The organism is Nitrosococcus watsonii C-113, from assembly GCF_000143085.1.
GTDB lineage: Bacteria > Pseudomonadota > Gammaproteobacteria > Nitrosococcales > Nitrosococcaceae > Nitrosococcus > Nitrosococcus watsonii.
In genome coordinates this window covers 3,219,431-3,239,182 of the sequence record NC_014315.1, presented here as the reverse complement: position 1 = coordinate 3,239,182, position 19,752 = coordinate 3,219,431, and the positions used below count along the sequence as shown (strand labels likewise).

The following is a 19,752-nucleotide window of genomic DNA, read 5'->3' as shown; positions in this document are numbered from 1 at the left end:
TCGTTGACCTATTCACTTAAAACGGTAATATCAGACTGGGATCTACTTCCAATAGTAAACGCCTAAAGTTATCTTCAATACGCTCCAAGGCTTCAGCATCATTGGCCTCAAACCGTAAAACTAAGCAAGGCGTGGTATTCGAAGGGCGGACCAGCCCCCATCCCTCCTCAAAATCCACCCGTAGCCCGTCGATGGTGGTTACAGCAGCTTCCGGGAACTCGGCTTGGTGCAGTAATTTTTCCATAAACTGAAAATGCTCTCCCTCGGCCATCTCTATTCGCAACTCCGGCGTGCTTACCCCATTTGGCAAGGCAGCAAATATTTCCCCCGAGGACCGGGTATCGGCAGCCAAAATCTCCAGCAGGCGAGCCCCTGCATAGAGAGCATCATCAAATCCAAACCAGCGTTCCTTGAAAAAGAGATGACCGCTCATTTCGCCTGCTAAAAGGGCACCGGTCTCTCTCATCTTGGCTTTAATAAGGGAGTGCCCCGTTTTCCACATCAACGGGCTGCCTCCATATTCAGTAATAACCTGATCTAAATGACGGGAGCATTTGATATCATAAAGGATGGTAGCCCCTGGATGCCGGGAAAGGACATCCATGGCATAAAGCATCAGCTGGCGATCAGGCCAAATAATATGGCCCTGAGAATCAATTACCCCCAACCGATCACCATCACCATCAAAAGCCAGCCCTAAATCTGCACCCGTTGCTTTTACCTTGGCGATCAAATCTTCTAAATTTTCTGCTTGACTCGGATCAGGATGGTGGTGAGGAAATTGACCGTCAATCTCGCAATATAATTCGCTAACTTCACTGCCAAGCGCTCGGAATAGGCGAGGGGCGACTTCGCCAGCGGCCCCATTGCCGCAGTCCACTACAATTTTTAAGGGACGGGTAAGTTTCACATCGCTAGTTACCCGCTCGATGTAATCAGGGACCACATCCACTGTCTGTAAATCACCCGCGCCACGGGTATAATCCTCTGCTTCGATTCGACGCCGCAAAGCCTGAATGGCCTCTAGTGCAAGTGTCTCGCCGCGCAGCATAATTTTCATACCGTTATAGTCAGGGGGATTATGGCTTCCCGTTAGCATCACCCCTGAGCCGGTACTTAGATATTGCGCGGCAAAATACAGCAGCGGAGTCGGCACCACGCCAATGTCGACTACATCACAGCCCGTTGCTCGAAGTCCCTCGATAAGTTTATGGGCTAATTCGGGACCAGAAAGGCGACCATCTCGACCCACGATAATATTTTGCTGGCTTTGCGCACGGGCCTCGCTACCAATGGCGCGCCCAATTTCATATACACTCTCCGGTGTGAGTGTTTTTCCTACCACACCGCGAATATCATAGGCTTTAAAAATAGAGGGGGCGATGCGGCCGCTCTGTTTAAGGGGCTGTTCTTTCACTTTCATGCTCTCTGCTGTTTGAAAATCCTCATCACTGAAGGCATCTTCCCTGAAAGCCATCCCGGGGGCGATGGTTTCTCCTGTGACCTGTTTGTCCGAGGCCATACGCTGGATGACGGCTGCTGCTCCCTTAAAAGCGGGTAAATGGATTTTATAGCGGCCCTGTAGCTGGCTTCTTTGTAAGTCACGGACCAAATTCACTAAGGTCATCAAATCTTCCCGCAAAAAACGTGCAAATAGCCGATCTCGAGCATAAAAAATCAGGCCTAGTGCCAGCAATCCAAAAATCAATCCTCCCCAAAAGATAAGATGAGTGTTTTCTCCTCTCTCTTGGATAGGTGCCCAATAGGCCAATTGCCAACGACTACCTTCAATAGGGATAAGCCCTTGGGGAGGAGTGCTTGCTAATTGCCTATTTCCATAGCTAGCAAATGCCTGCTGCTGCTTCGCACCCTGGCGTAATTCCAGGTAACCGCCTGCTAAACCCGGCTGGCTTAGAGCTTTTGTAAATACACTAGGCTCAAGGGTTAGGAACAAAACGCCTGCAACCTCTCCATCTGGTGAGAGGAGGCGGTGGGCCATAGCCACATATTGTCCCGAGTGGCCTAACAAGTGTATTTCCGCAAGCGTTGCCCCACTGCTCTCTTCTGCCGCCCGCAACAGGGCTAGGCTTGAATAACTTAGGGGTGGCGTTGCCTGTTTATCAATGTCATTTATCCCTGGTGGTAAAATCCGAACGCCTATCGCTCCAGGAAAAGCGTATTTCAGTTCTTGCTCCTTGAGTCGCAATAATCGTTTATCTTGATTCTCGACTAATCGTAAAAGTACGGGATTACGTGCCATGGAGGTGAGAGTTTCAGCATAGGAGCGGATTTTTGCGTGTACGGCCACTGCCTGGCGCTGAGTCTCTAATTGAATCAATTTCCTAAATTGTTGCCCAGAAGAAAGTAACCAATGTTGGTAGAAAAGCAGCGCCAAACCCACAAAAATAAATCCCGTGGTTAAAAAAGCCACGAAGGTATAGTTTCCTAATGCCTTCTTTTCTTTAGGCTGTAATGAGTGTTTGCTTTGCTTCCTAAAGAAGGAAAATTTACCAGCCAAAGATTTTATCCTTTGATTTTATGACCATTAAGCTTAAGTTCAGTCGCCATCTCAAAACCTGTGCTCCGGCCTAATAACTTCGAAATGGGTATGGGTAACTAAAAATGAAGTGGGATTAAAACAACTTTCGAGTTAGTGCCGGCCCGTATGGCCAAAGCCCCCTTCTCCCCGCGGAGTAGCAGTAAAAGCTTCTACCTGCTCGAATTCCATCTGCACTACTGGCACAAAAACCATCTGGGCAATTCGCTCCCCCACAGCAAGGGTAAAAGACTCTGTTCCCCGATTCCAGCAAGAAATCAGAAGCTCCCCCTGATAATCACTATCAATAAGGCCCACCAGATTACCCAGCACAATACCTTGTTTATGCCCCAACCCGGAGCGGGGAAGTAGCACTGCGGCAAACTTCGGATCAGCGATATGAATGGCTAGCCCCGTAGGAATTAATTGGGTAGCGCCAGGTAAAATGGCTAGGGGCCTTTCTATACAAGCCCGTAGATCCAACCCCGCTGATCCTGCAGTGGCATAATCCGGCAGAGGGAACTCCGTTCCAAGGCGGGAATCTAGAATTTTAAGCTGGACCTTTGGCATGATAATGTTCCGCAATCAATTTTATAAACGTTCGGGCTAGTTGAGTTTTAGATGTCCTGGGCAGATCTACTTTACCGCCATGCCATAAGACCGTTAAGGCATTGTCATCCACCTCAAAACCTTGCCCTTCTCGCACCCAATTGGCGGCAATCATATCAAGCCCTTTGTGTTTAAGTTTACGGCTTGCATTGGTTTCGAGGTGCTCGGTTTCTGCGGCAAATCCAACGATAAAGGGTTTATCGGCTAAATTAGACAACTGCTCAACTATGTCCGGCGTTCGTTCTAGCTCTAGGGTTAGGCCCTGGTGAGTTTTCTTAATTTTTTGAGTTGCTTGTTTAACGGGCCGATAATCGGCCACGGCGGCACAGGCAATAAGGATATCCATGGCCGCCACTTGGACAAGCATAGCATCGCACATCTGCTGGGCGCTCTCCACCTGAATTCGGTGTACCCCCAGAGGCGTCTCAAGAGCTACTGGCCCGCTAATCAGCGTTACCTGGGCTCCGGCTTCAGCCGCTGCAGCGGCTAGCGCATACCCCATCTTGCCAGAACTGCGGTTACTAAGGAAACGTATCGGGTCCCAAGATTCACGGGTGGGTCCGGCGGTTACTAGCACAGACCGGCCAGCGAGAAAGGGCTTGGTCAATAGCTTCGTTGCTGCCCCTATTAATTCATGGGGCTCCGCCATCCGGCCCGGACCTTGCTCGCCGCAGGCCTGCTCTCCTTTGGCAGGCCCCCATACCTGCACTCCTCGCCTACATAAAACCGCTATATTTTCTTGTGTTGCCAGAGCTTGCCACATTTGCTGATTCATGCTGGGAGCTACTGCCAAAGGAGCGGTTGTCGCCAAGCATATCGCGGTAAGCAAATCGTTGGCCCGGCCCTGGGCTAGCCGTGCTAGGCAGTCTGCCGAGGCTGGCGCTACCAACAATAAATCTGCCCAGCGGGCTAAGGCAATATGTCCCATGGCTGCCTCTTGAGCTGGATCCATAAGAGCAGTATGAACGGGTTTTCCACTCAATGCTTGAAAGGTGAGAGGAGTGATAAACCCCTGGGCGGTAGTTGTCATGACAACCTGCACTTTAGCCCCCAACTCTCGCAGTCGGCGAACCAAATCGGCACCTTTATAAGCTGCGATACTACCGCTAACCCCTAGCAGTATACGTTTTTCTTTTAAAGGATGAGCAAACATTATTTTGTTGAAGAAAAATAATCCCTTAATCGCGTTTTTCTCTCCATCTTATTCCCTCGCGCATGGCGAAACCCCTTTTTTGGGTGGAGTAACGATGGAAGCTTCACTCACCGCTGCTTCCAGTTCGGCAATCGGATAATGAGCGGAACCAGGCTGCTCCTCTAGCTAAAAGCATTATACAATAGGAAGCAATGGACGATTTCTGCCCCATCAGGCAAACGTTGACGATACGAGGGAGCATATTAAGATTAAGCATGCTGTATGGTTAAAGTGTATCGTATACTATTCAAAATAAGGGTTTCCAGAAAGCAGCTGATGAAAACCGGGAGGTTACCTGAAAAGCGAATATTCAAGCTCTTTGCTAACGAAGGCCCATACCCAATTTCCGAATGGGAAGCCTTGACTAAGGTAGAGAGTGGAGAGTAGTTACAAAAACCCAGGTATTTTTTAGTGACAGTAGATAATTTCATAGGGGGATGGATGATGAGGTTGCTTTGGACGGCTACCCTAAGCTTGTTCTTATTGATAATGGGGCTAGAAGTTAGCTCTGCCCGCGCATTGATCACCAACATCCAAGGGGAAATATTAGAAGTTGATGAGAAAGGCGGTTTTGCCGGAACCTGCGTGGCTATCGAGGGTGATTATTCCGGGCTCCGAGTGGTGGGGAGTGAAGCTGGCAAAGCACCTAGGGTTTGCATTGTTAAAACGCGGAAAAATGTGAATGCAATCGAATTTAGAAATGTAGCATTCGTGGCGACAGAGGCATCCGAGGAGATAAGGACAGTAAGCTTTGAACATGACTTCGCTGGTGGACCGCAAGGACTAGTCTATAGCCGTGTCAAGTTGAAGGGGTTTTTTGCTACTGCAACCGGGGTAGGCGTTCCAACCGGTAATCAGATTTGGTTTATAGGTATGTTCGGGCAAGCAGGACATGATGAGATTATTGGCGAGGAGCTGGTGCAGGAAGTGGGCGAATCGCTGGATTCCGCATTGCTAAGCAGTGAAACCCAGAGTCAATTTGTGCTCTCCGGTCCCCGAAGCTTGAGAGGGAGGCTAAATTTCACGCTCCTAAAAGAAGGCGATAAGCTCGTTTTGGAGTCTGGAACCGCTGTTGTTATCGATAATATTGAGCGGCAAAGATAAAATTATAGAGCAATTAATTTAACCCTTCATTGCTCGAAGTAAGTTTGCAGAAAGGCTTCTATCCCTTCCAAGTAGATCCGTTTGCTGGTTAAAAAGGCATGGTTGTGGTCTCCGTTTAGCATTAGCAGTTGTTTAGGGAGAAGGGCTGCTTTGAAGAGAGCTTGCCCATGAGCGAAAGGGATAATCTCATCATCACGGCTGTGAATGATAAGTACGGGGAAGTAGCTTGTTGCAGAAAATCCTTGGTAGGGTATTGAAAGCGTACTAGCCATCGGATCGGCAGAAAAGGATAGATTTCTGCCGCTAAATCTGGAATGGAGGTAAAAGCCGATTCCACGATTAAGGCTCCAGGCCGGGTATGAGCAGCTAGCTGTGAAGCAATGGCTCCACCTAAAGAGCGGCCAAAGATGATAATTTTTTTCCCGAGAATCTGGCGTTGCTGAGTCAGATAATGCCAAGCGGCTTGAGCGTCTTGATAGGTGCCTGCTTCGGTAGGATGGCCTTGACTGTGACCGTAGCCTCGGTAATCAATAATAAAACTGGAGAGCCGAAGACTGTGGAATAATCTTAAGGAGTCTAGGCGGTGGGCAATATTGCCAGCATTGCCATGAAAAAACAGTATGGTTCCCCGCTCTTTAGCGGCGGGTAAGTACTAGCCCTTAATGACAATGCCATCTTCGGTGGTCAGGGTGACCGTTTCAAAGGTAAGCCCTATCTGCGCTGGAGTCCCCATCACAGTTCTACTAGGGGTATTGGGCAAATATAACAGATACGGTTGGAAGAGATACGCCGGGAGCATCACTATGCCATAGGCAAGGATAAGCAAGCATGCGCCTTTTAGCAGAATGGCAAGATTCATGCTTTCTTGAGGGCGGTGGCTATTAGATTAGAAGCCCCGGTTTTTACGGATTTGTTCATAGGCGGCGCCAATGGTTTTAGCCTTTTCGGTAGCAAGCGTCATCATGTCTTCGGGTAGTCCTTTGACAGCCAGTTTATCCGGGTGGTGCTGACTCATTAGCCGTCGATAAGCACGCTTCACTTCAGCATTGCTAGCGCTTTCATTGATTTCTAGGACGGTATAGGCTTGTTTGAGGTGGTGCTGCTGTGTTTTGCCTCTGCCCGTCGTTTCTTGCTCCCGTTTTCCCTGGAGTAATGAAAGTAGAGCCTTAAACTCTCGCTGGGAGATCCCCAAGCGGTTAAAGATATGCCACAATAAATGTTGTTTCGTCCTGTTGATGGGGCCATCAGCCATGGCTGCTTGCAGTTGAATTTGCAGGAACACACGTACCAAGACACGCCGATAGCGGCAATTGCGGTAAAATTGATCCAGCATCTCGTTGAGAGGAAAATTAGGCTGCTTACCCTGATTGAATAGTCTAATAGCGGCCCGGCGTCGCTCCGGGGAAAGCTGCATACGAGACATAATAGTTTCGGCTATTCGAATTTCGTTGGGTGAAACCCAACCATCCGCCTTAGCCAAGTGTCCCATAACTGAAAAGGTAGCGGTGAAAAATGCGCTTTGGATCTGTTTTCGCTCTTCCGAGGGAAGCCCCAAAGAAGCAATTTTTTTCAATCCATTATCAATTTGATGGCCCAGGGCCGTACCTAGCAGACCCCCTAAGGGACCTCCCAATAGAAAGCCAAAGGTGCCGCCTAACGTTTTACCCCACCAACTCATTGATACGATCGCTGAATGCTGAACATTATCTTATTTTAACGTTATTGGTTTGAGATAAGCTAAATGTTAATGGATAAGAGTAGGGTGGAGTAGAAACGAAGATTAAGTATCCTAGCGAGAACTTTGAAGTATTCCTGGAACAAGTTGGTGGTATTCCGCAAGCTCGTTTTTTCTCCCTGAAAAAGTCTGATACGCACGCCACTAACTTGTTCCTAAAACGTCCATATTTTATTCAAGGATTTTTTGTTTTGCTAGCTAAAGCTTCTTAGCAGGAGGTTACGCTTGCTTTAAGGATTCCAATATAATTATTAGCAGAAATTTTTAATAAACGTGGTCGAGCAGGTAGCCAAGATGCAGCATGGGTTATTTCGGTTAATAACTTCAGCGCATTATCCTCTTCTTGCTATCCTTTACGAAGTGTGCGCTATGTCCTAGTTTTCGGAGGAAGAAGGAAATTGCGCTAGTAGTAAATTTTGGCCAGCATAAATTCGATGTTTATCGGTAATATTATTGCTTTTTAAAAGTGCTTGCTGGGTGATCCCAAAACGATGGGCAATTCTAGAAAGTGTATCGCCGCGTTGCACCGTGTAGTGACCAGTTTTGGAGCGAGCGTGGTTTCCGTCCGCAGTGGCAGGGAAAGGTAATTGTAGGATTTGTCCTATCCGAATGTGATGGCGGTTAGCAAGCTTGTTCAATTTTATTAGCTTATGGACTTTAATATGGTAGCGTCGGGCAATATGGGATAAGGTTTGCCCCTGTTGAACCTTATGAACACGATTCGGTATTTGTTCCTCAAATCGTTCCCAGGGAGCCAAATAAGTTAGTGCTTTAGCTCCGCTACAGGTGGGGGTACAGGGTATGCGTAGCCTATAGCCCCGAGGCAAGTATTTATGGCCTTTCCAGACAGGCGAGAGCAGAGCAGGGTTGCTTTGTTTGAGCGTGGCTTGATCAAGCTCCAAAACTCGCTGTAGCGCGTGAACAGGGATGAAGTCCGGAAGCTCTATGTTCTCGCTTTTTATTGGTTTATCTGCCTGAAAAGGGCCAAAATAGAGTTTTGCGTTGGCATCTACCTCTAAAGCGGCAAGGAAGGCCACATAAAAGTTACGCGAGGCAAAGCCAAAAGTAGGGCTTTTATAATGCTGCCGAATAGCCACAATATCCGAGGTTTCCATTTGCTTTTTCGCCCGCTGCATTCCTGATACGCCGTGATTGTAGGCTGTGATGGCTAAGGGCCAGGTACCAGTCTTTTCATAATTATCCTGGAGCAAGCGGGCGGCAGCGATCGTGGCCTTGAAGGGGTCCAAGCGTTCATCCGCAATATGATCAATACGAAGAAAACGGCGCCCGGTGGGGCGGGTGAACTGCCATAGCCCCGCAGCGCCAGCATGGGAATAGGCGGCTGGATTGAATGAGGACTCCACATGAGGCAATACGGCGAGTTCCCGCGGCAGACCCAGGGAATCCAAAGTTTTGAGAATAAAAGGCTTATAGACGCCAGCGCGGACTAATCCTTCGCGAAAACGATTTGCTTGTCCTCGTTGGAAGCGAAGTCTTACAGAGGCGGCCTGGAGCGTTTTATTGCTCACATTCCGTGACCAAAGTGCGAGTACTCGTTGCTCCTCTTCTGTAAGGTTATCCCGTTTGCCCTCGGCAAGACGGAGCAAGATCCCTTGATAGTGTTGCTGTCGTTCTTGAAGCTGTTTCTTGGCAGCCTGTGGATTTAGATCGGCGGGTAAAGGGGTTACTTCATAGATAATGTTAAGGTGCCGGTTGTCATGAATAAAGCCATGATTATTATCGATTTCGGTATAAACCCGGGTCCAGAAACGAATATCTTGCGCTAGCGCTGGTGATCGGGGAAACAAGTCCCATGATTTAGCAAAGCTTGGATTAGCTGAAAATAGTAAGGCACCCATAAAAATCGCGGCAAAGAGAGAAGGCATCTTTTTTTGCTCCAGAATTATTCCACTATTCGTTCTTATTCGGCCAGGAGCGCAACAGGTTAAGGCAATAATACTTGAAGAGTAAGAAAAAATAGTTGTAAAGTCGACTATTTTGTAGCAAGCATCGGTGTAGATACGTTACTATCCGATTCGATACCGGTCGCCTAATGACTACCATTTACACAGCGAGGTAGGAGCCTGAGCATGATTAGCGCCCAATCAAGCATTGTGATAGCCCGGCCTATCGATGATGTGTTCCAGTTTATATCGGTGGATTTCTTCAGCAATTATCCTAAATGGTCTCCCGAGGTTATAGAATTAGAGCAGCTTTCTGATGGACCGGTAGGCGAGGGCACGTTAGGGCGGCAGGTAAGAAAAGATCAGGGACGACGCACCGAGTCTACTTTCCGTGTTACCAGATTTGAACCCAACCGGTGTTTTTGTTGCGAGGGGACTGCTCAGACACCCTTTCGAGTGATTTATGATTTTGCATCTCTCGAGCAGACGACACGAATTAGCTTTACCTTCGAGTTATTAAAGATTGATTTTTTTATGCGGCCCTTTGAAAAACTTATTGAGGCGGCTATTCGGGGAGGCACCAACAGTACGGTGCATAATTTAAAAGGGTTGCTCGAAGAAAAAACAACGTAATCTATCAATTCTGCCAACATTCATGAGTAGTTTCAAAAAATACGCTCTTATATAGATTATTCTATGGAGAAAGCAAAGCCTGTTGCTGAAGGGTCGTTTTCAAGTGGTGAAATACCCCCCCTCGTTCTGGAAGGAGGAAAAAACATGCCAATTATGCCTTTTATTGTTGAAAAAGATGAGGGGCTTATCCCTCGAGTTTTATCGCAAATTCTGGACTCCTGCGTAAATGGAGTATCGCTAACCGATCCTGATCAGGAGGATAACCCACTTGTTTATGTTAATGAAGCCTTTGAAAAAATAACTGGCTATAAAAAAGATGAAATACTGGGTAAAAATTGTCGTATTTTACAAGGCAACGACAAGGATCAGGAGGGGGCTCGGCGGGTTAGGGAAGCGATTCAAAAGCAAGTTCCTATTGAGGTTGATTTAAAAAACTATAAAAAAGATGGTGAGCTTTTTTACAATCATCTTGCAATCAATCCGATATTCGATCAAGAGGGACATCTGATTTATTTTTTAGGCATACAATACGATGTAACCAAGCAGATACTGGCGGCGAAGGAAATAGAAAAGCTCCGTAAAGAACTGGGCAGGTAAAGCGGTAGGCGATGGCTGATTGCTGTTTAGCAGCAGGAATAATTAAGTGCTGATATGTAAGAGTTTTTCTTGACAAACTGCCTCATGTTACGCTAAAGATTATTTCAGGTCTGTAAAAAAGAGAGAGGTTCTATGGGCAATAGTCGTCAGCACCCAGGTTTAGTTACCCGATCTGCATTGCGGCCCTTTTTTTTTGATTCCCTGCAAGAAGCAGTCGCCAATCAACAGGTGAAAGCAGATGAGGCAACGGTTTTTTATCTCGTTAATCTCTTGACCGACTTTTCGCGCTCGGAAAAAGTTTTTGACTATACCCAGGAAGGGCTTACCCTGCGACCCTTGGCGGAGTTATATGGCTTTGCCGTTGAGGCTGCTTCCCAAAGTGAGCGTAAACTTATATTGCAGCGCCTCGGGGATGTAGCTTTATTCATCTCGGGGCTTTTTTCAGGCTATTTTCGTCGCCGCTTGGTGGATGTGGACTACTATATCGCTATGGGGGGCAGCGCCTATGCTTATCTCTATGATACGAAAGGTCAAAATGCAAGAGAGCGGGCGCTAGCGACGATTTTTCGACAGTTATCCCAGCAATTCGTGCAATTCGTCGATGTCCTGGCGGAGGTGGGCGAAAACGCTTTCGGTCCAAGTAAGCATGATATTTTAAGTCTCTATGCGTTATGGGCAAAAACAGGTAGCCCCCGGCTTGAGTACAAGTTGAGACGTTTGGGGATTAACCCACACCATTCTGGCCCCATCCATTAGAGTCGATCGTGAATTTAAATGCCCTTCAAGCCCAACTTGAGTATATTTACGATATTCGTACCTATCACCGGGTAGAGGATTTTCTAGTGACAGACCCCGCTTTGGTCCGCAAGCTCACGGAGGAAGCTGCGGGGAAGGAGCAAGCAATGGAAATGCTTTTGATTCGGCAAGGCGGGGATAACCTTGATCTCGCTTTATACCTGAATCAAGAATTGCTTGATCAGCTGGTGTGTGATAATCCAACCGAATTGCTCCATGATGGTAATCTAGCGGAGTTTTGGTTTGTCCTTGAAGGAGTGAGTCATTTCCTTTATCTTGCTTGGAACGTGGGTTATGAGCGCACGGTTACCCAGCTAGAACTTGAGCTTCAGGCTGAAATTGATAAGTTCGTGCTGACTGCGGCGTTGGTATATCGTCAGCGGGGAATAGCGGATATGCGCTTACTTCGGCGCATGTTGTTTGAAGAAACGCGCCTTCGTGATGGGCTCGATACTATCCAACAGCAGCGATATCAGGCAGCCAATCGTCTTGCGGCGCGCTACTGCGGTTCCCTTGAGGAAAAATATTCTCTTATTCCTAGAAACTCCTATTTGGTTAATGAATTACGGCGCTTTTACCGAATGCCTCAAAGCCATAAGATTCGCCATATTAGAGTGGTTTGAATTTTGCATTTCTTCTGTTGGTAGGTTAAAAACACCGTCTTTTGACATTTTTAAGAAGCCACAGCGGGGGAAATAGGAATGTTGGAGCAAGGCAACGAGCCGCAAATAAAGTACCGTCTTTGCTGGCGCGATCGGGAGAGTTGTGAATATGGATATAGTGCCTGGATGAACGATTCGGTATGGGCATGGGAGTTGCTCTTTCACTCTCCAGCGACCTGGGAGCGGATCTATTGGCTAGAAGCGCGCCGAGCCTCACCTTAAATAGGGAGTGCGCGTTTTTCTATAGCCGGTGGTGATATGGGGGTGGCCTATTGGGAAAAATACCGCTGATGTGAGCGAATTAACAGTAGAAAACCCATGACGAATCATAGCATGATAGAGCGAGGCATCGTCCATTTTAGATCCTTCTCCAGCCCAGCTTCAAAAGCTGCTTGATGAAGTGGGTCAGCGGCTAGCTGCCTTTGTGGCAACGATAGACCGGCAGCCTGCCCAAGCTGCTGACTACTTTGATCCCCACGCTTCTTGGCTGCGGGAACCCATACCCGAAACCCCAGGTGCGCCTGGAGAACTGCTGGATTTTATCTTTGAGCAAGTCATTCCTGCTGCCTTTAATTCGGCGAGTCCCGGCTATCTTGCCTATGTCCCAGGGGGCGGGCTATTTTCCTCGGCCCTTGGTGAGCTGATTGCCGCCACCGTTAATCGCTATACGGGTATCTGGGCTGCCGCGCCCGCCGCGGTTGAATTGGAAACCCAGTTTCTCCGTTGGCTGGCGGAATTAATGGGTTTTCCTCGGGGATCGCTAGGACTTTTGACTTCAGGGGCCTCCATGTCAACGCTGATCGCCCTAGTTGCTGCTAGAGAAAAATACCTGGGTGAGCAACTTCTTAAAGGCACTGTCTACTATTCCAGCGAGGCGCATCATATGGTGGCCAAAGCGGCCAGGGTGGCAGGTATTCCGGGGAGAAATCTGCGCCCAATTCAAGCCGATGAAAGACTTCGCCTGCGGGCCGATCTGTTTGAGGAAACTGTGTGTCAAGATCGCGAGCGGGGATTATTGCCATTTTTTGTTTGCGGCACTGCCGGCACGGTAAACACAGGTGCGGTGGATCCTCTAGCTGAGATTGCGGCAGTAGCGGCAAAATATGAGCTTTGGTTTCATGTGGATGGGGCTTATGGGGCTGCTTTTCGTATGGTACCGGAGCTGCAACCCCTATTTAAAGGGATGGAGCGGGCGGATTCCTTGGCGATGGATCCTCATAAAGGGCTCTTTTTAGCCTATGGGACTGGCGCTCTGCTCATGCCTGATATGGCAAATCTGCGCCGGGCATTTAGCGCCTCAGCGGCTTATATGCCAGCCTCTCAGGAAAGCGGCGAGCATTTGGATTTTTGTGAATTGTCACCAGAACTCTCTCGTGAGTGGCGGGGCCTGCGCCTGTGGCTACCTTTTAAGCTCCATGGCGTGGCTGCTTTTCGCCAGGCGCTGGGCGAAAAGCGCCGCTTGGCTGTCCAAGCCTGGCAGCGGCTCTCCCGAGAGCCTGATGTGGAGATGGCCGCCCCTCCCGAACTTTCTCTCTTTGCTTTTCGGCAGCGTTTTCAGGGAGTCAGCAGGGAAGAAGAAAATCGCCGAAACCAGGCGTTGCTGGAGCGCATTAATGCGCCTCGCCGCATCATGTTGACGGGGACCGAGGTTGGTGGCCGCTATTTTCTGAGAATCTGTATCCTGCAGCTGCGCACCCATGAAGCTATCTTAAACGAAGGGCTTGAACTTATTCTGGAAGCGCTTGCTGAAGGGAGAAATGATTTTTAAACTAGGGGTTATGGCGGTGGAGAGCCGTGGAAACATGAAAGAATCGCTGGCCGGCCGTCCATAGGCTGAGCACAGCGAGGAGGTAGGCGGCTTCCATGAGCAGGTCAAAGCTTAAACCAGTTCCTATTATAATAACCCGCTCGGGGCGGCTTACCCAACCAATAGTACAGGTGATGCCTAAAACTTCCGCGCGCGCTCGGATGTAACTGGTCAGCATCCCGCCAAGCTGGGCTAGTACCACAACTGCTACTGCGGCTGCTTGCCCTTCCAGGGCTAAGTGATAGGCAATGGCCATGAGTATCGCGCCTTCGCTGATTCGATCCAATGTGGAATCAAGTAATGCACCAAAGGGTGTGTTTTTTTTCTCTAGCCGGGCCAGCGCCCCATCCAGAATATCAAAGCTACTTCCCAGCAGGAATATGACACCGGCAGCAAAGGGATAACCTGCAAGCAAGACCACCATCGCCACTAGGGCAAGGATAAAACCGGCGATACTTACCTGATTGGGGGATAGCCGGGAGCGGGCCAAGAGATGCACTACCGGCGCCAAAATTTGATGTAAATATTGCTGTGCAGTAGCACGGATTTTTTCCATCATTTCATCTCCTCCCTAGTAGAAACACTTAAACTGTCCATGTGGCGGGAGAAAAAACAGCCAATATCTTTTATCCCATCTCACGGGGAGGGCTAATTGTTTTATCTTTATTTACTGAGGTGGACAAAGCTTTTATCTTAAATATGTGAATAAGCCTCTCCTATCTTCGAGAAGCTACAGGTGATTTTCCTTCTTCTTGGTAAATGTTAGGAAGCGCGGGGGAGTCTACCAGTTTATTTTCGATAAATGCCTCGGTCATGCGGTAGGCCTCATCATCAGAATATTGCCGTGGAGGGTGTTTGCAGAGATAAGCCGAAGGCGCGTGCAATACGCCGCCTTGGCCACGTTCTAAGGCAAGTTTCACGAACCGGATGGCATCTACGGCAACACCCGCTGAGTTGGGGGAGTCTTCCACTGATAGGCGTAATTCTAGATTCATGGGAACATCCCCAAATAGCTTGCCTTCCATGCGAATAAAGCAGAGTTTGTTGTCTTTTTGCCAGGGAACGTAGTCGCTGGGGCCTACATGGATATTGTTCGGGTCCAGGCGCTCGGCGGCAACGGCCTGTATGGCTTCTGTTTTAGACTCCTTCTTAGAAGCTAACCGGTGACGGTTCAGCATATTTAGAAAATCCGTATTGCCGCCGGTATTGAGCTGATAGGTCCGTTCTAGTTTGACCCCACGCTTTCTAAAAAGATCAGTCAAGGCGCGGTGAGTAATGGTGGCCCCTACTTGGGCCTTAATATCGTCCCCGATAAGAGGAAGGTTTTTCTCTTTGAAACGCCTGGCCCAGGCGGGATTACTAGCAATAAAGACAGGAATATTATTGATAAACGCAATCCCCGCTTCCAGGGCGCATTCCGCATAGAATTGGGTTGCCTGCTCCGAACCTACCGGTAAGTAGTTCAGTAGAACCTCCGCCCCTGAGCTCCGTAAGGCTTGCACGACTTCTTCTTGAGTCGGTTCAGGATCATCGGCAAGTATAAAGGTATGTTTGGGATCATAATCCTTCATGTGGCCTGAGACGCCGTCTAGGATTTTTCCCATCTGGACGTTAGTGCCGGTTTTTAGGATATCTGGGCAAAACATAGCCGTGCAATTGGGCTCGGCGAAAATGGCCTCGGCTATGTCTTTGCCTACCTTGCGTTTGTCAATATCAAAGGCCACCGCTACTTCAATATCTGATGGTTTATAACCTCCGATCGACCAATGCATTAAGCCGATGGCGTCCTCCGATTTTTTATCAGCGTAATAGTAAAACCCTTGCAGCAATGAACTAGCACAATTACCCATGCCTATAATAGCAATCTTAATTTTTCTCATTGGCTATCAACCTCTATAAAATACTAATAATACAGACCTTTATCCCAAGCTATTTATTAAGCCTATGCTATACCCGCGCCCAAAGCAGAAACAGCAAGCCGAAAAAGCTCCCTTAGGCTTGGAGGCTGGGAAGGGGGCGATTTAACTGCAGTGGCTATAAGGTGGCTCATGGGCTGTAACTGGGAGTTTTCTTGATTATTTCTAAGTGTGGCTGAAAAACCGTTGCAGTCAAGTAGGAATATGTTCCTCATTATGAGGACAAACACATGAAAAAGTTCGATTTTTCCTATATATTTGTTGGGTTTATAAAATATAGGAGAAAGTATGTGATGTTCAGTTGGACTAGGGATTTGATAGATAGCTCACACGATAAATGCTGCCTGTGAAATCATCGGTGATATAGATGGCTCCATCGGGGCCTTCCGCCACATCCACTGGGCGCCCAATGACATTTCCATCTATTTCGAAGCCAGTAGCAAACTTGCGGTCGCTGATCTCTCCTGCCTTATTAAAGTGTAAAGAGACAATTTCGTAGCCCTGTTTCTCGGTTCGATTCCAGGAGCCATGAAGTGCCACTAAAGCCGCTTCCTGATAGGCGGGTGGAAGCTGCTTACCGCGCAAGAAGGTGATGCCAAGGGGAGCTGTATGAGCGGCGAAGTGATAGACGGGCGCAATGCTATTTTGAATAGCTTCTTGATGGCCTGGACCCAAGCTAGGATCGGGAATTTTATCTCCATAGGCATAGGGCCAGCCATAAAATCCACCTTGTTCAATAAGATTTAGCTCATCGGGGGGAAGGTCATCCCCCAGGAAGTCGCGGCCATTATCCGTACCATAGAGCTGATGCGTACTAGGATGCCAATCAAAACCAACCGTATTTCTCAGGCCAGACGCAAAAATTTCACCCTTGCTGCCGGTTGGGGAAAAACGAAGCAGCGTTGCCCGCTGAATATCTGCTTCTTCGCAAGCATTGCAACTCGAACCCACTGAAACATAGAGCCAGCCATCGGGGCTAAAACCCAAGGTGCGGGTCCAGTGCCCACTGCCGCTGGGGAGCCGAGCAATGTGTTGGTATTTTCCACGAACAACACGAGCTGTCGCATCAAAGCGAATGCGGCCTACGGCATCCGTTTCTGCAACATAGAGCCAGCCTTGATGAAGGCCGATCCCGTGAGGCTGGTTAAGTTGGGTTAGTAAGGTATGGCGGTCCTCGGGCTGGCCGTCGCCATTAGCATCGCGTTCCAGTAGAACGATGTCCCCGGCCTTTGCTAAGCTGACTAAAAGGTCGCCTTCCTGCGTAAATCGCATCATACGAATGTCTGGAAGATCGCTGGCATAAAGTCTGATAATAAACCCGTCAGGTAATTGTAGGCGCTCCTGAAGAATCGTGGTTGAGGGGGAACTTGCTTCAAATAGCCGGATAGGAATATTTATGGCAAAGCGTTCGGGTAGGAAAAACCATAGAACAATACCGGCAAACAGCAGGCAAGAGAGTAGGCGATAGAAAATTTTCTTTCTTGGGTGCTTGTCCACCGCGGTTATTTCAACAGCATAACTTACTTAATGATTAAATAGAATCATTGCCAGAGTTAGCGTTAGTAGTCAAGTACTCCGCCGTGGAGTTTGCTTTTTTACTCTTAAATATCAAAGGGACTCGATTATCCCCTATTCCAGTACTACTAACTCGTTAGTAAAGTTCATGGCATTTCAATGAAGGTTAATGTAAGGTCTTTTAGCGCCGAACTTAAGAGTAATCAATGCCTATTTGAAATTTATGTGAAAAGTATTTTCCATTGGTAGAAGGCGAGGCAGCTTGTTTTAGCTTGAAAAATAAATGTTTATTGTTAGGAGAGTTAATTGATGTTAATCGGCGAAGACACTGAGACGTCAGTAAACAAAAGGAGGGAGGAACAGAATTGCGATCTACTTTGGGCTTTGGTCAATAATGTCGCCGATGGAATCATTGTTTTTGGTGAAAAAGAGCGCATTATTCTGACGAATACTGCCGCTGAACATTTTTTTGGCTATCGGCAGCAAGAAATGATAGGCCAGAATATGCGTAGGCTCATACCTGAATACTCAGATGAGCATAATAAATGCCTTACAGGTTGTGGGAAAGTTGTTAGTTCTGAACGCGAGGTCACGGGACGACGTAAGGATGGCAGCACTTTCCCCGCACATCTGTCGGTTTCCGAGATTCAACGCGGAGGACAGCGGCTTTTTGCTGGCGTTATTCGCGACTTTACTACGCACAAGCAACAGGAAATAGTAGCCCAAAGGCTTGCTGCTATTGTCGAGTCGTCCGAAGATGCGATGCTTAGCAAGACTCTTGATGGCATTATTGTAAGCTGGAATGCTGCTGCTGAACGAATATACGGCTATATGGCCAAGGAAGTTTGCGGCCAATCTATCTCTATTCTCGCGCCCTCTGATCGAGCCGATGAAATACCGCAAATTCTTCAGCATATTCGGCGCGGTGAGTGCATTAAACAATTTGAGACAGTACGCAAGAGGAAGAATGGCAGAAAAATACATGTTTCTCTTACCATTTCTCCTATCCGGGATAGCCAAAGTCATATTATTGGCGCAGCAATAATTACCCGCGATATTACCCGGCGCAAGCAAAGAGAGAAAGATCTGTTATGGCTATCTAGGGCTTTGGAGCAGAGCCCAGTTGCGGTAACTATTACCGATACCGAGGGCAAAATTCAATATGTGAATGCTAAATTCACCGAATTAACTGGTTACCGCAGAGAAGAGATTATTGGGAGAAATCCACGCATCCTGCAATCAGGAAAGACTTCGCCGGAAGCATATCAACAGCTATGGAGTACTATTACTTCTGGAGGAGAATGGCGAAGGGAGATACAAGACAAAAAAAAGAATGGAGAAATCTATTGGATATTAGAACACATTTCACCTATTAAGAGTCCTCAAGGTGAGATTACCCATTTTCTCGCTATTGGGGAAGATATTTCTGAGCGTAAACAAATCGAAAAGGCTCTTCAAGAAAGTGAAGAAAGGTTTCGCCAGGTTGCTAAGATGACCGGCGAGTGGATATGGGAACAAGATTCCTCCAGGCGTTTTACCTATTGCAGCGGGGCAGTTAAGGAAATACTGGGATATGAACCTAAGGAAATGTTCGGCAAGCATTACTGCGAGTTCTTTACCCTAGAATCTCAGGAGAGCATAGCTTGTAAGAGCTCGCGCGATGGGAAGCGGTTCTTTCGCATTGTTTGTCGCTATCGCCACAAAGATGGCCGTGAAGTTTTTACGGAGTCTAGCGGTGAACCCATTCTGGATGAACGAGGCCAAATCGTCAAATGGCGAGGTCTTGATCGAGATATTACCAAACAGCTTGAAGCCCAGGAATTGATCCGGCGGACGCAAATAAGCCTTGCGGTAGCACACAACGAGTTGAGGATTGCACAGCAAATCCAAGAATCCTTACTGCCTACAGAATCCTTGGTGTTACCTGAAGTCCAGGTTGTTGGTCATTGCCTCCCTGCGTCTCAGGTGGGGGGAGACTATTTTGATTATTATTATCGCCAACCTGATAATACCGTGGATGTAACCATTGCCGATGTCTCTGGTCATTCTGTGGGTCCAGCCCTTTTTATGGTTGAAACTCGTAGCGCCTTGAAAACACACATGCGATCAAAATTCACCGCCGCTAATACTCTTGCTGCTTTAAATGATTCACTTTATGAAGACTTAAATGGAGCTGATCATTTCATTACCATGTTCTATATGCAGTACCATATTGCGACGGGAGGAATTAATTATGCAAGCGCGGGCCATAATCCCCCTTTGCTATTACGTCGTAATGAAGCAATATGCAATAAGTTAGAAGCAGATGGGTTAATTTTTGGGGTTAAGAAAGACGTTTCCTTTGAAGAGAAGAGAACCTTTCTTGAAAAGGGAGATCTCGTATTTCTTTATACCGACGGTATTATAGAAGCGGAGAGTAAGCGGGGTGAATTTTTTGGTATCCAGCGTTTAAGTAAAGTAATTGTGGCGCATCGGCATCTGGCACCACAGGAACTTATCAAGGTCATTGTAAAAAATTTACAAACTTTCTGCGAAAGCGAAAATTTTAGGGATGATGTCACTATGGTGGTTTTAAAAGTGATGTAAATTTTTTAAAGATCCTTTTAAAAATACTTATGGGATATCAAGATCCGAAAGCAGGTTTGGAAAGAATGGGGCATGGGTGACATGATGGCCTCGCGAAATAGGCACCAAACACCGTGTTAGTTCTAAGGAAGAACTTTCAAGGATGTTTTTCATAAATATGT

The 19,752-nt window shown here is 47.6% G+C and carries 18 protein-coding genes; 8 read left to right on the top strand and 10 right to left on the bottom strand.

Translation table 11 applies throughout. From position 1 onward, the window contains the following. Nucleotides 1-16 precede the first annotated feature (16 nt). The 3 genes from NWAT_RS17870 to coaBC all read right to left on the bottom strand — a co-directional run bounded on the left by NWAT_RS17870 (nucleotide 17) and on the right by coaBC (nucleotide 4,298). On the bottom strand, nucleotides 17-2,431 hold the full coding sequence (locus tag NWAT_RS17870; protein WP_269724263.1) for a phosphomannomutase/phosphoglucomutase: 2,415 nt from the start codon (nucleotides 2,429-2,431) through the stop codon (nucleotides 17-19). 219 nt (nucleotides 2,432-2,650) lie between these two features. After that, nucleotides 2,651-3,106 carry a dUTP diphosphatase gene (gene dut, locus NWAT_RS14775; protein ID WP_013221831.1) on the bottom strand — a complete coding sequence of 152 codons (456 nt, stop codon included), beginning with the start codon at nucleotides 3,104-3,106 and terminating at the stop codon, nucleotides 2,651-2,653. Further along, nucleotides 3,087-4,298 (bottom strand): bifunctional phosphopantothenoylcysteine decarboxylase/phosphopantothenate--cysteine ligase CoaBC, encoded by a 1,212-nt coding sequence (gene coaBC, locus NWAT_RS14770; protein ID WP_013221830.1) that lies wholly within the window; start codon nucleotides 4,296-4,298, stop codon nucleotides 3,087-3,089. The genes dut and coaBC overlap by 20 nt, the downstream gene beginning before the upstream one ends. Before the next feature lie 480 nt (nucleotides 4,299-4,778). Here coaBC and NWAT_RS14765 point away from each other — a divergent pair, with 480 nt between their 5' ends. Continuing rightward, nucleotides 4,779-5,441 carry a hypothetical protein gene (locus tag NWAT_RS14765; RefSeq protein ID WP_232420159.1) on the top strand — a complete coding sequence of 221 codons (663 nt, stop codon included), beginning with the start codon at nucleotides 4,779-4,781 and terminating at the stop codon, nucleotides 5,439-5,441. Nucleotides 5,442-5,562: 121 nt separating this feature from the next. On the opposite strand, the gene NWAT_RS17690 is transcribed toward NWAT_RS14765, so the two are convergent. From NWAT_RS17690 to NWAT_RS14750, 4 genes are all read right to left on the bottom strand, one after another. Beyond that, nucleotides 5,563-6,033 carry an alpha/beta hydrolase gene (locus tag NWAT_RS17690; protein ID WP_232420286.1) on the bottom strand — a complete coding sequence of 157 codons (471 nt, stop codon included), beginning with the start codon at nucleotides 6,031-6,033 and terminating at the stop codon, nucleotides 5,563-5,565. Between the two features lie 60 nt (nucleotides 6,034-6,093). Continuing rightward, complete coding sequence (locus NWAT_RS17685; protein ID WP_013221828.1) at nucleotides 6,094-6,300, bottom strand: hypothetical protein; 207 nt, start codon at nucleotides 6,298-6,300, stop codon at nucleotides 6,094-6,096. A gap of 27 nt (nucleotides 6,301-6,327) precedes the next feature. After that, nucleotides 6,328-7,119 carry a co-chaperone DjlA gene (djlA, locus tag NWAT_RS14755; RefSeq protein WP_013221827.1) on the bottom strand — a complete coding sequence of 264 codons (792 nt, stop codon included), beginning with the start codon at nucleotides 7,117-7,119 and terminating at the stop codon, nucleotides 6,328-6,330. 431 nt (nucleotides 7,120-7,550) lie between these two features. Continuing rightward, complete coding sequence (locus NWAT_RS14750) at nucleotides 7,551-9,062, bottom strand: lytic transglycosylase domain-containing protein (protein WP_013221826.1); 1,512 nt, start codon at nucleotides 9,060-9,062, stop codon at nucleotides 7,551-7,553. Between the two features lie 204 nt (nucleotides 9,063-9,266). Between NWAT_RS14750 and NWAT_RS14745 the strand changes: the two genes are divergently transcribed. From NWAT_RS14745 to NWAT_RS14725, 6 genes are all read left to right on the top strand, one after another. Further along, nucleotides 9,267-9,713 carry an SRPBCC family protein gene (locus tag NWAT_RS14745; protein ID WP_013221825.1) on the top strand — a complete coding sequence of 149 codons (447 nt, stop codon included), beginning with the start codon at nucleotides 9,267-9,269 and terminating at the stop codon, nucleotides 9,711-9,713. Between the two features lie 153 nt (nucleotides 9,714-9,866). After that, the gene (locus NWAT_RS14740; protein WP_041351071.1) at nucleotides 9,867-10,310 is read left to right on the top strand and encodes a PAS sensor domain-containing protein; all 444 of its coding nucleotides are present in this window, start codon (nucleotides 9,867-9,869) and stop codon (nucleotides 10,308-10,310) included. A gap of 132 nt (nucleotides 10,311-10,442) precedes the next feature. Then, nucleotides 10,443-11,066, top strand: coding sequence for a hypothetical protein (locus NWAT_RS14735; protein WP_013221823.1), 624 nt, complete (start codon nucleotides 10,443-10,445; stop codon nucleotides 11,064-11,066). An 8-nt stretch (nucleotides 11,067-11,074) separates the two neighbouring features. Next, entirely contained in the window at nucleotides 11,075-11,728 is a 654-nt protein-coding gene (locus NWAT_RS14730; RefSeq protein ID WP_013221822.1) for a hypothetical protein, read from the top strand. A gap of 78 nt (nucleotides 11,729-11,806) precedes the next feature. Further along, complete coding sequence (locus tag NWAT_RS16880; protein WP_157679956.1) at nucleotides 11,807-11,989, top strand: hypothetical protein; 183 nt, start codon at nucleotides 11,807-11,809, stop codon at nucleotides 11,987-11,989. A 178-nt stretch (nucleotides 11,990-12,167) separates the two neighbouring features. Further along, nucleotides 12,168-13,535, top strand: coding sequence for a pyridoxal phosphate-dependent decarboxylase family protein (locus NWAT_RS14725; protein ID WP_013221821.1), 1,368 nt, complete (start codon nucleotides 12,168-12,170; stop codon nucleotides 13,533-13,535). Nucleotide 13,536: 1 nt separating this feature from the next. Here the strand turns inward: NWAT_RS14725 and NWAT_RS14720 are convergent, their stop codons facing one another. From NWAT_RS14720 to NWAT_RS14710, 3 genes are all read right to left on the bottom strand, one after another. After that, entirely contained in the window at nucleotides 13,537-14,133 is a 597-nt protein-coding gene (locus NWAT_RS14720) for a CDP-alcohol phosphatidyltransferase family protein (protein ID WP_232420158.1), read from the bottom strand. Between the two features lie 157 nt (nucleotides 14,134-14,290). After that, nucleotides 14,291-15,454, bottom strand: coding sequence for an inositol-3-phosphate synthase (locus NWAT_RS14715; protein WP_013221819.1), 1,164 nt, complete (start codon nucleotides 15,452-15,454; stop codon nucleotides 14,291-14,293). Between the two features lie 342 nt (nucleotides 15,455-15,796). Continuing rightward, a complete protein-coding gene (locus NWAT_RS14710; protein WP_013221818.1) occupies nucleotides 15,797-16,987 on the bottom strand; it encodes a PQQ-dependent sugar dehydrogenase in 1,191 nt (396 codons plus the stop codon). Nucleotides 16,988-17,314: 327 nt separating this feature from the next. Here NWAT_RS14710 and NWAT_RS14705 point away from each other — a divergent pair, with 327 nt between their 5' ends. After that, a complete protein-coding gene (locus NWAT_RS14705; protein ID WP_013221817.1) occupies nucleotides 17,315-19,591 on the top strand; it encodes a SpoIIE family protein phosphatase in 2,277 nt (758 codons plus the stop codon). Nucleotides 19,592-19,752 lie beyond the last annotated feature (161 nt).

What these genes read in the sequence shown, in the direction of transcription:
- NWAT_RS14740 (WP_041351071.1), top strand. Translation starts at nt 9,867, where the DNA reads ATGCCTTTTATTGTTGAAAAAGATGAGGGGCTTATCCCTCGAGTTTTA.
- djlA (WP_013221827.1), bottom strand. Translation starts at nt 7,119, where the DNA reads ATGAGTTGGTGGGGTAAAACGTTAGGCGGCACCTTTGGCTTTCTATTG.
- NWAT_RS14705 (WP_013221817.1), top strand. Translation starts at nt 17,315, where the DNA reads ATGTTAATCGGCGAAGACACTGAGACGTCAGTAAACAAAAGGAGGGAG.
- NWAT_RS14765 (WP_232420159.1), top strand. Translation starts at nt 4,779, where the DNA reads ATGATGAGGTTGCTTTGGACGGCTACCCTAAGCTTGTTCTTATTGATA.
- NWAT_RS16880 (WP_157679956.1), top strand. Translation starts at nt 11,807, where the DNA reads ATGTTGGAGCAAGGCAACGAGCCGCAAATAAAGTACCGTCTTTGCTGG.
- NWAT_RS14750 (WP_013221826.1), bottom strand. Translation starts at nt 9,062, where the DNA reads ATGCCTTCTCTCTTTGCCGCGATTTTTATGGGTGCCTTACTATTTTCA.
- NWAT_RS14715 (WP_013221819.1), bottom strand. Translation starts at nt 15,454, where the DNA reads ATGAGAAAAATTAAGATTGCTATTATAGGCATGGGTAATTGTGCTAGT.
- coaBC (WP_013221830.1), bottom strand. Translation starts at nt 4,298, where the DNA reads ATGTTTGCTCATCCTTTAAAAGAAAAACGTATACTGCTAGGGGTTAGC.
- NWAT_RS14720 (WP_232420158.1), bottom strand. Translation starts at nt 14,133, where the DNA reads ATGATGGAAAAAATCCGTGCTACTGCACAGCAATATTTACATCAAATT.
- NWAT_RS17685 (WP_013221828.1), bottom strand. Translation starts at nt 6,300, where the DNA reads ATGAATCTTGCCATTCTGCTAAAAGGCGCATGCTTGCTTATCCTTGCC.
- dut (WP_013221831.1), bottom strand. Translation starts at nt 3,106, where the DNA reads ATGCCAAAGGTCCAGCTTAAAATTCTAGATTCCCGCCTTGGAACGGAG.
- NWAT_RS14745 (WP_013221825.1), top strand. Translation starts at nt 9,267, where the DNA reads ATGATTAGCGCCCAATCAAGCATTGTGATAGCCCGGCCTATCGATGAT.
- NWAT_RS14735 (WP_013221823.1), top strand. Translation starts at nt 10,443, where the DNA reads ATGGGCAATAGTCGTCAGCACCCAGGTTTAGTTACCCGATCTGCATTG.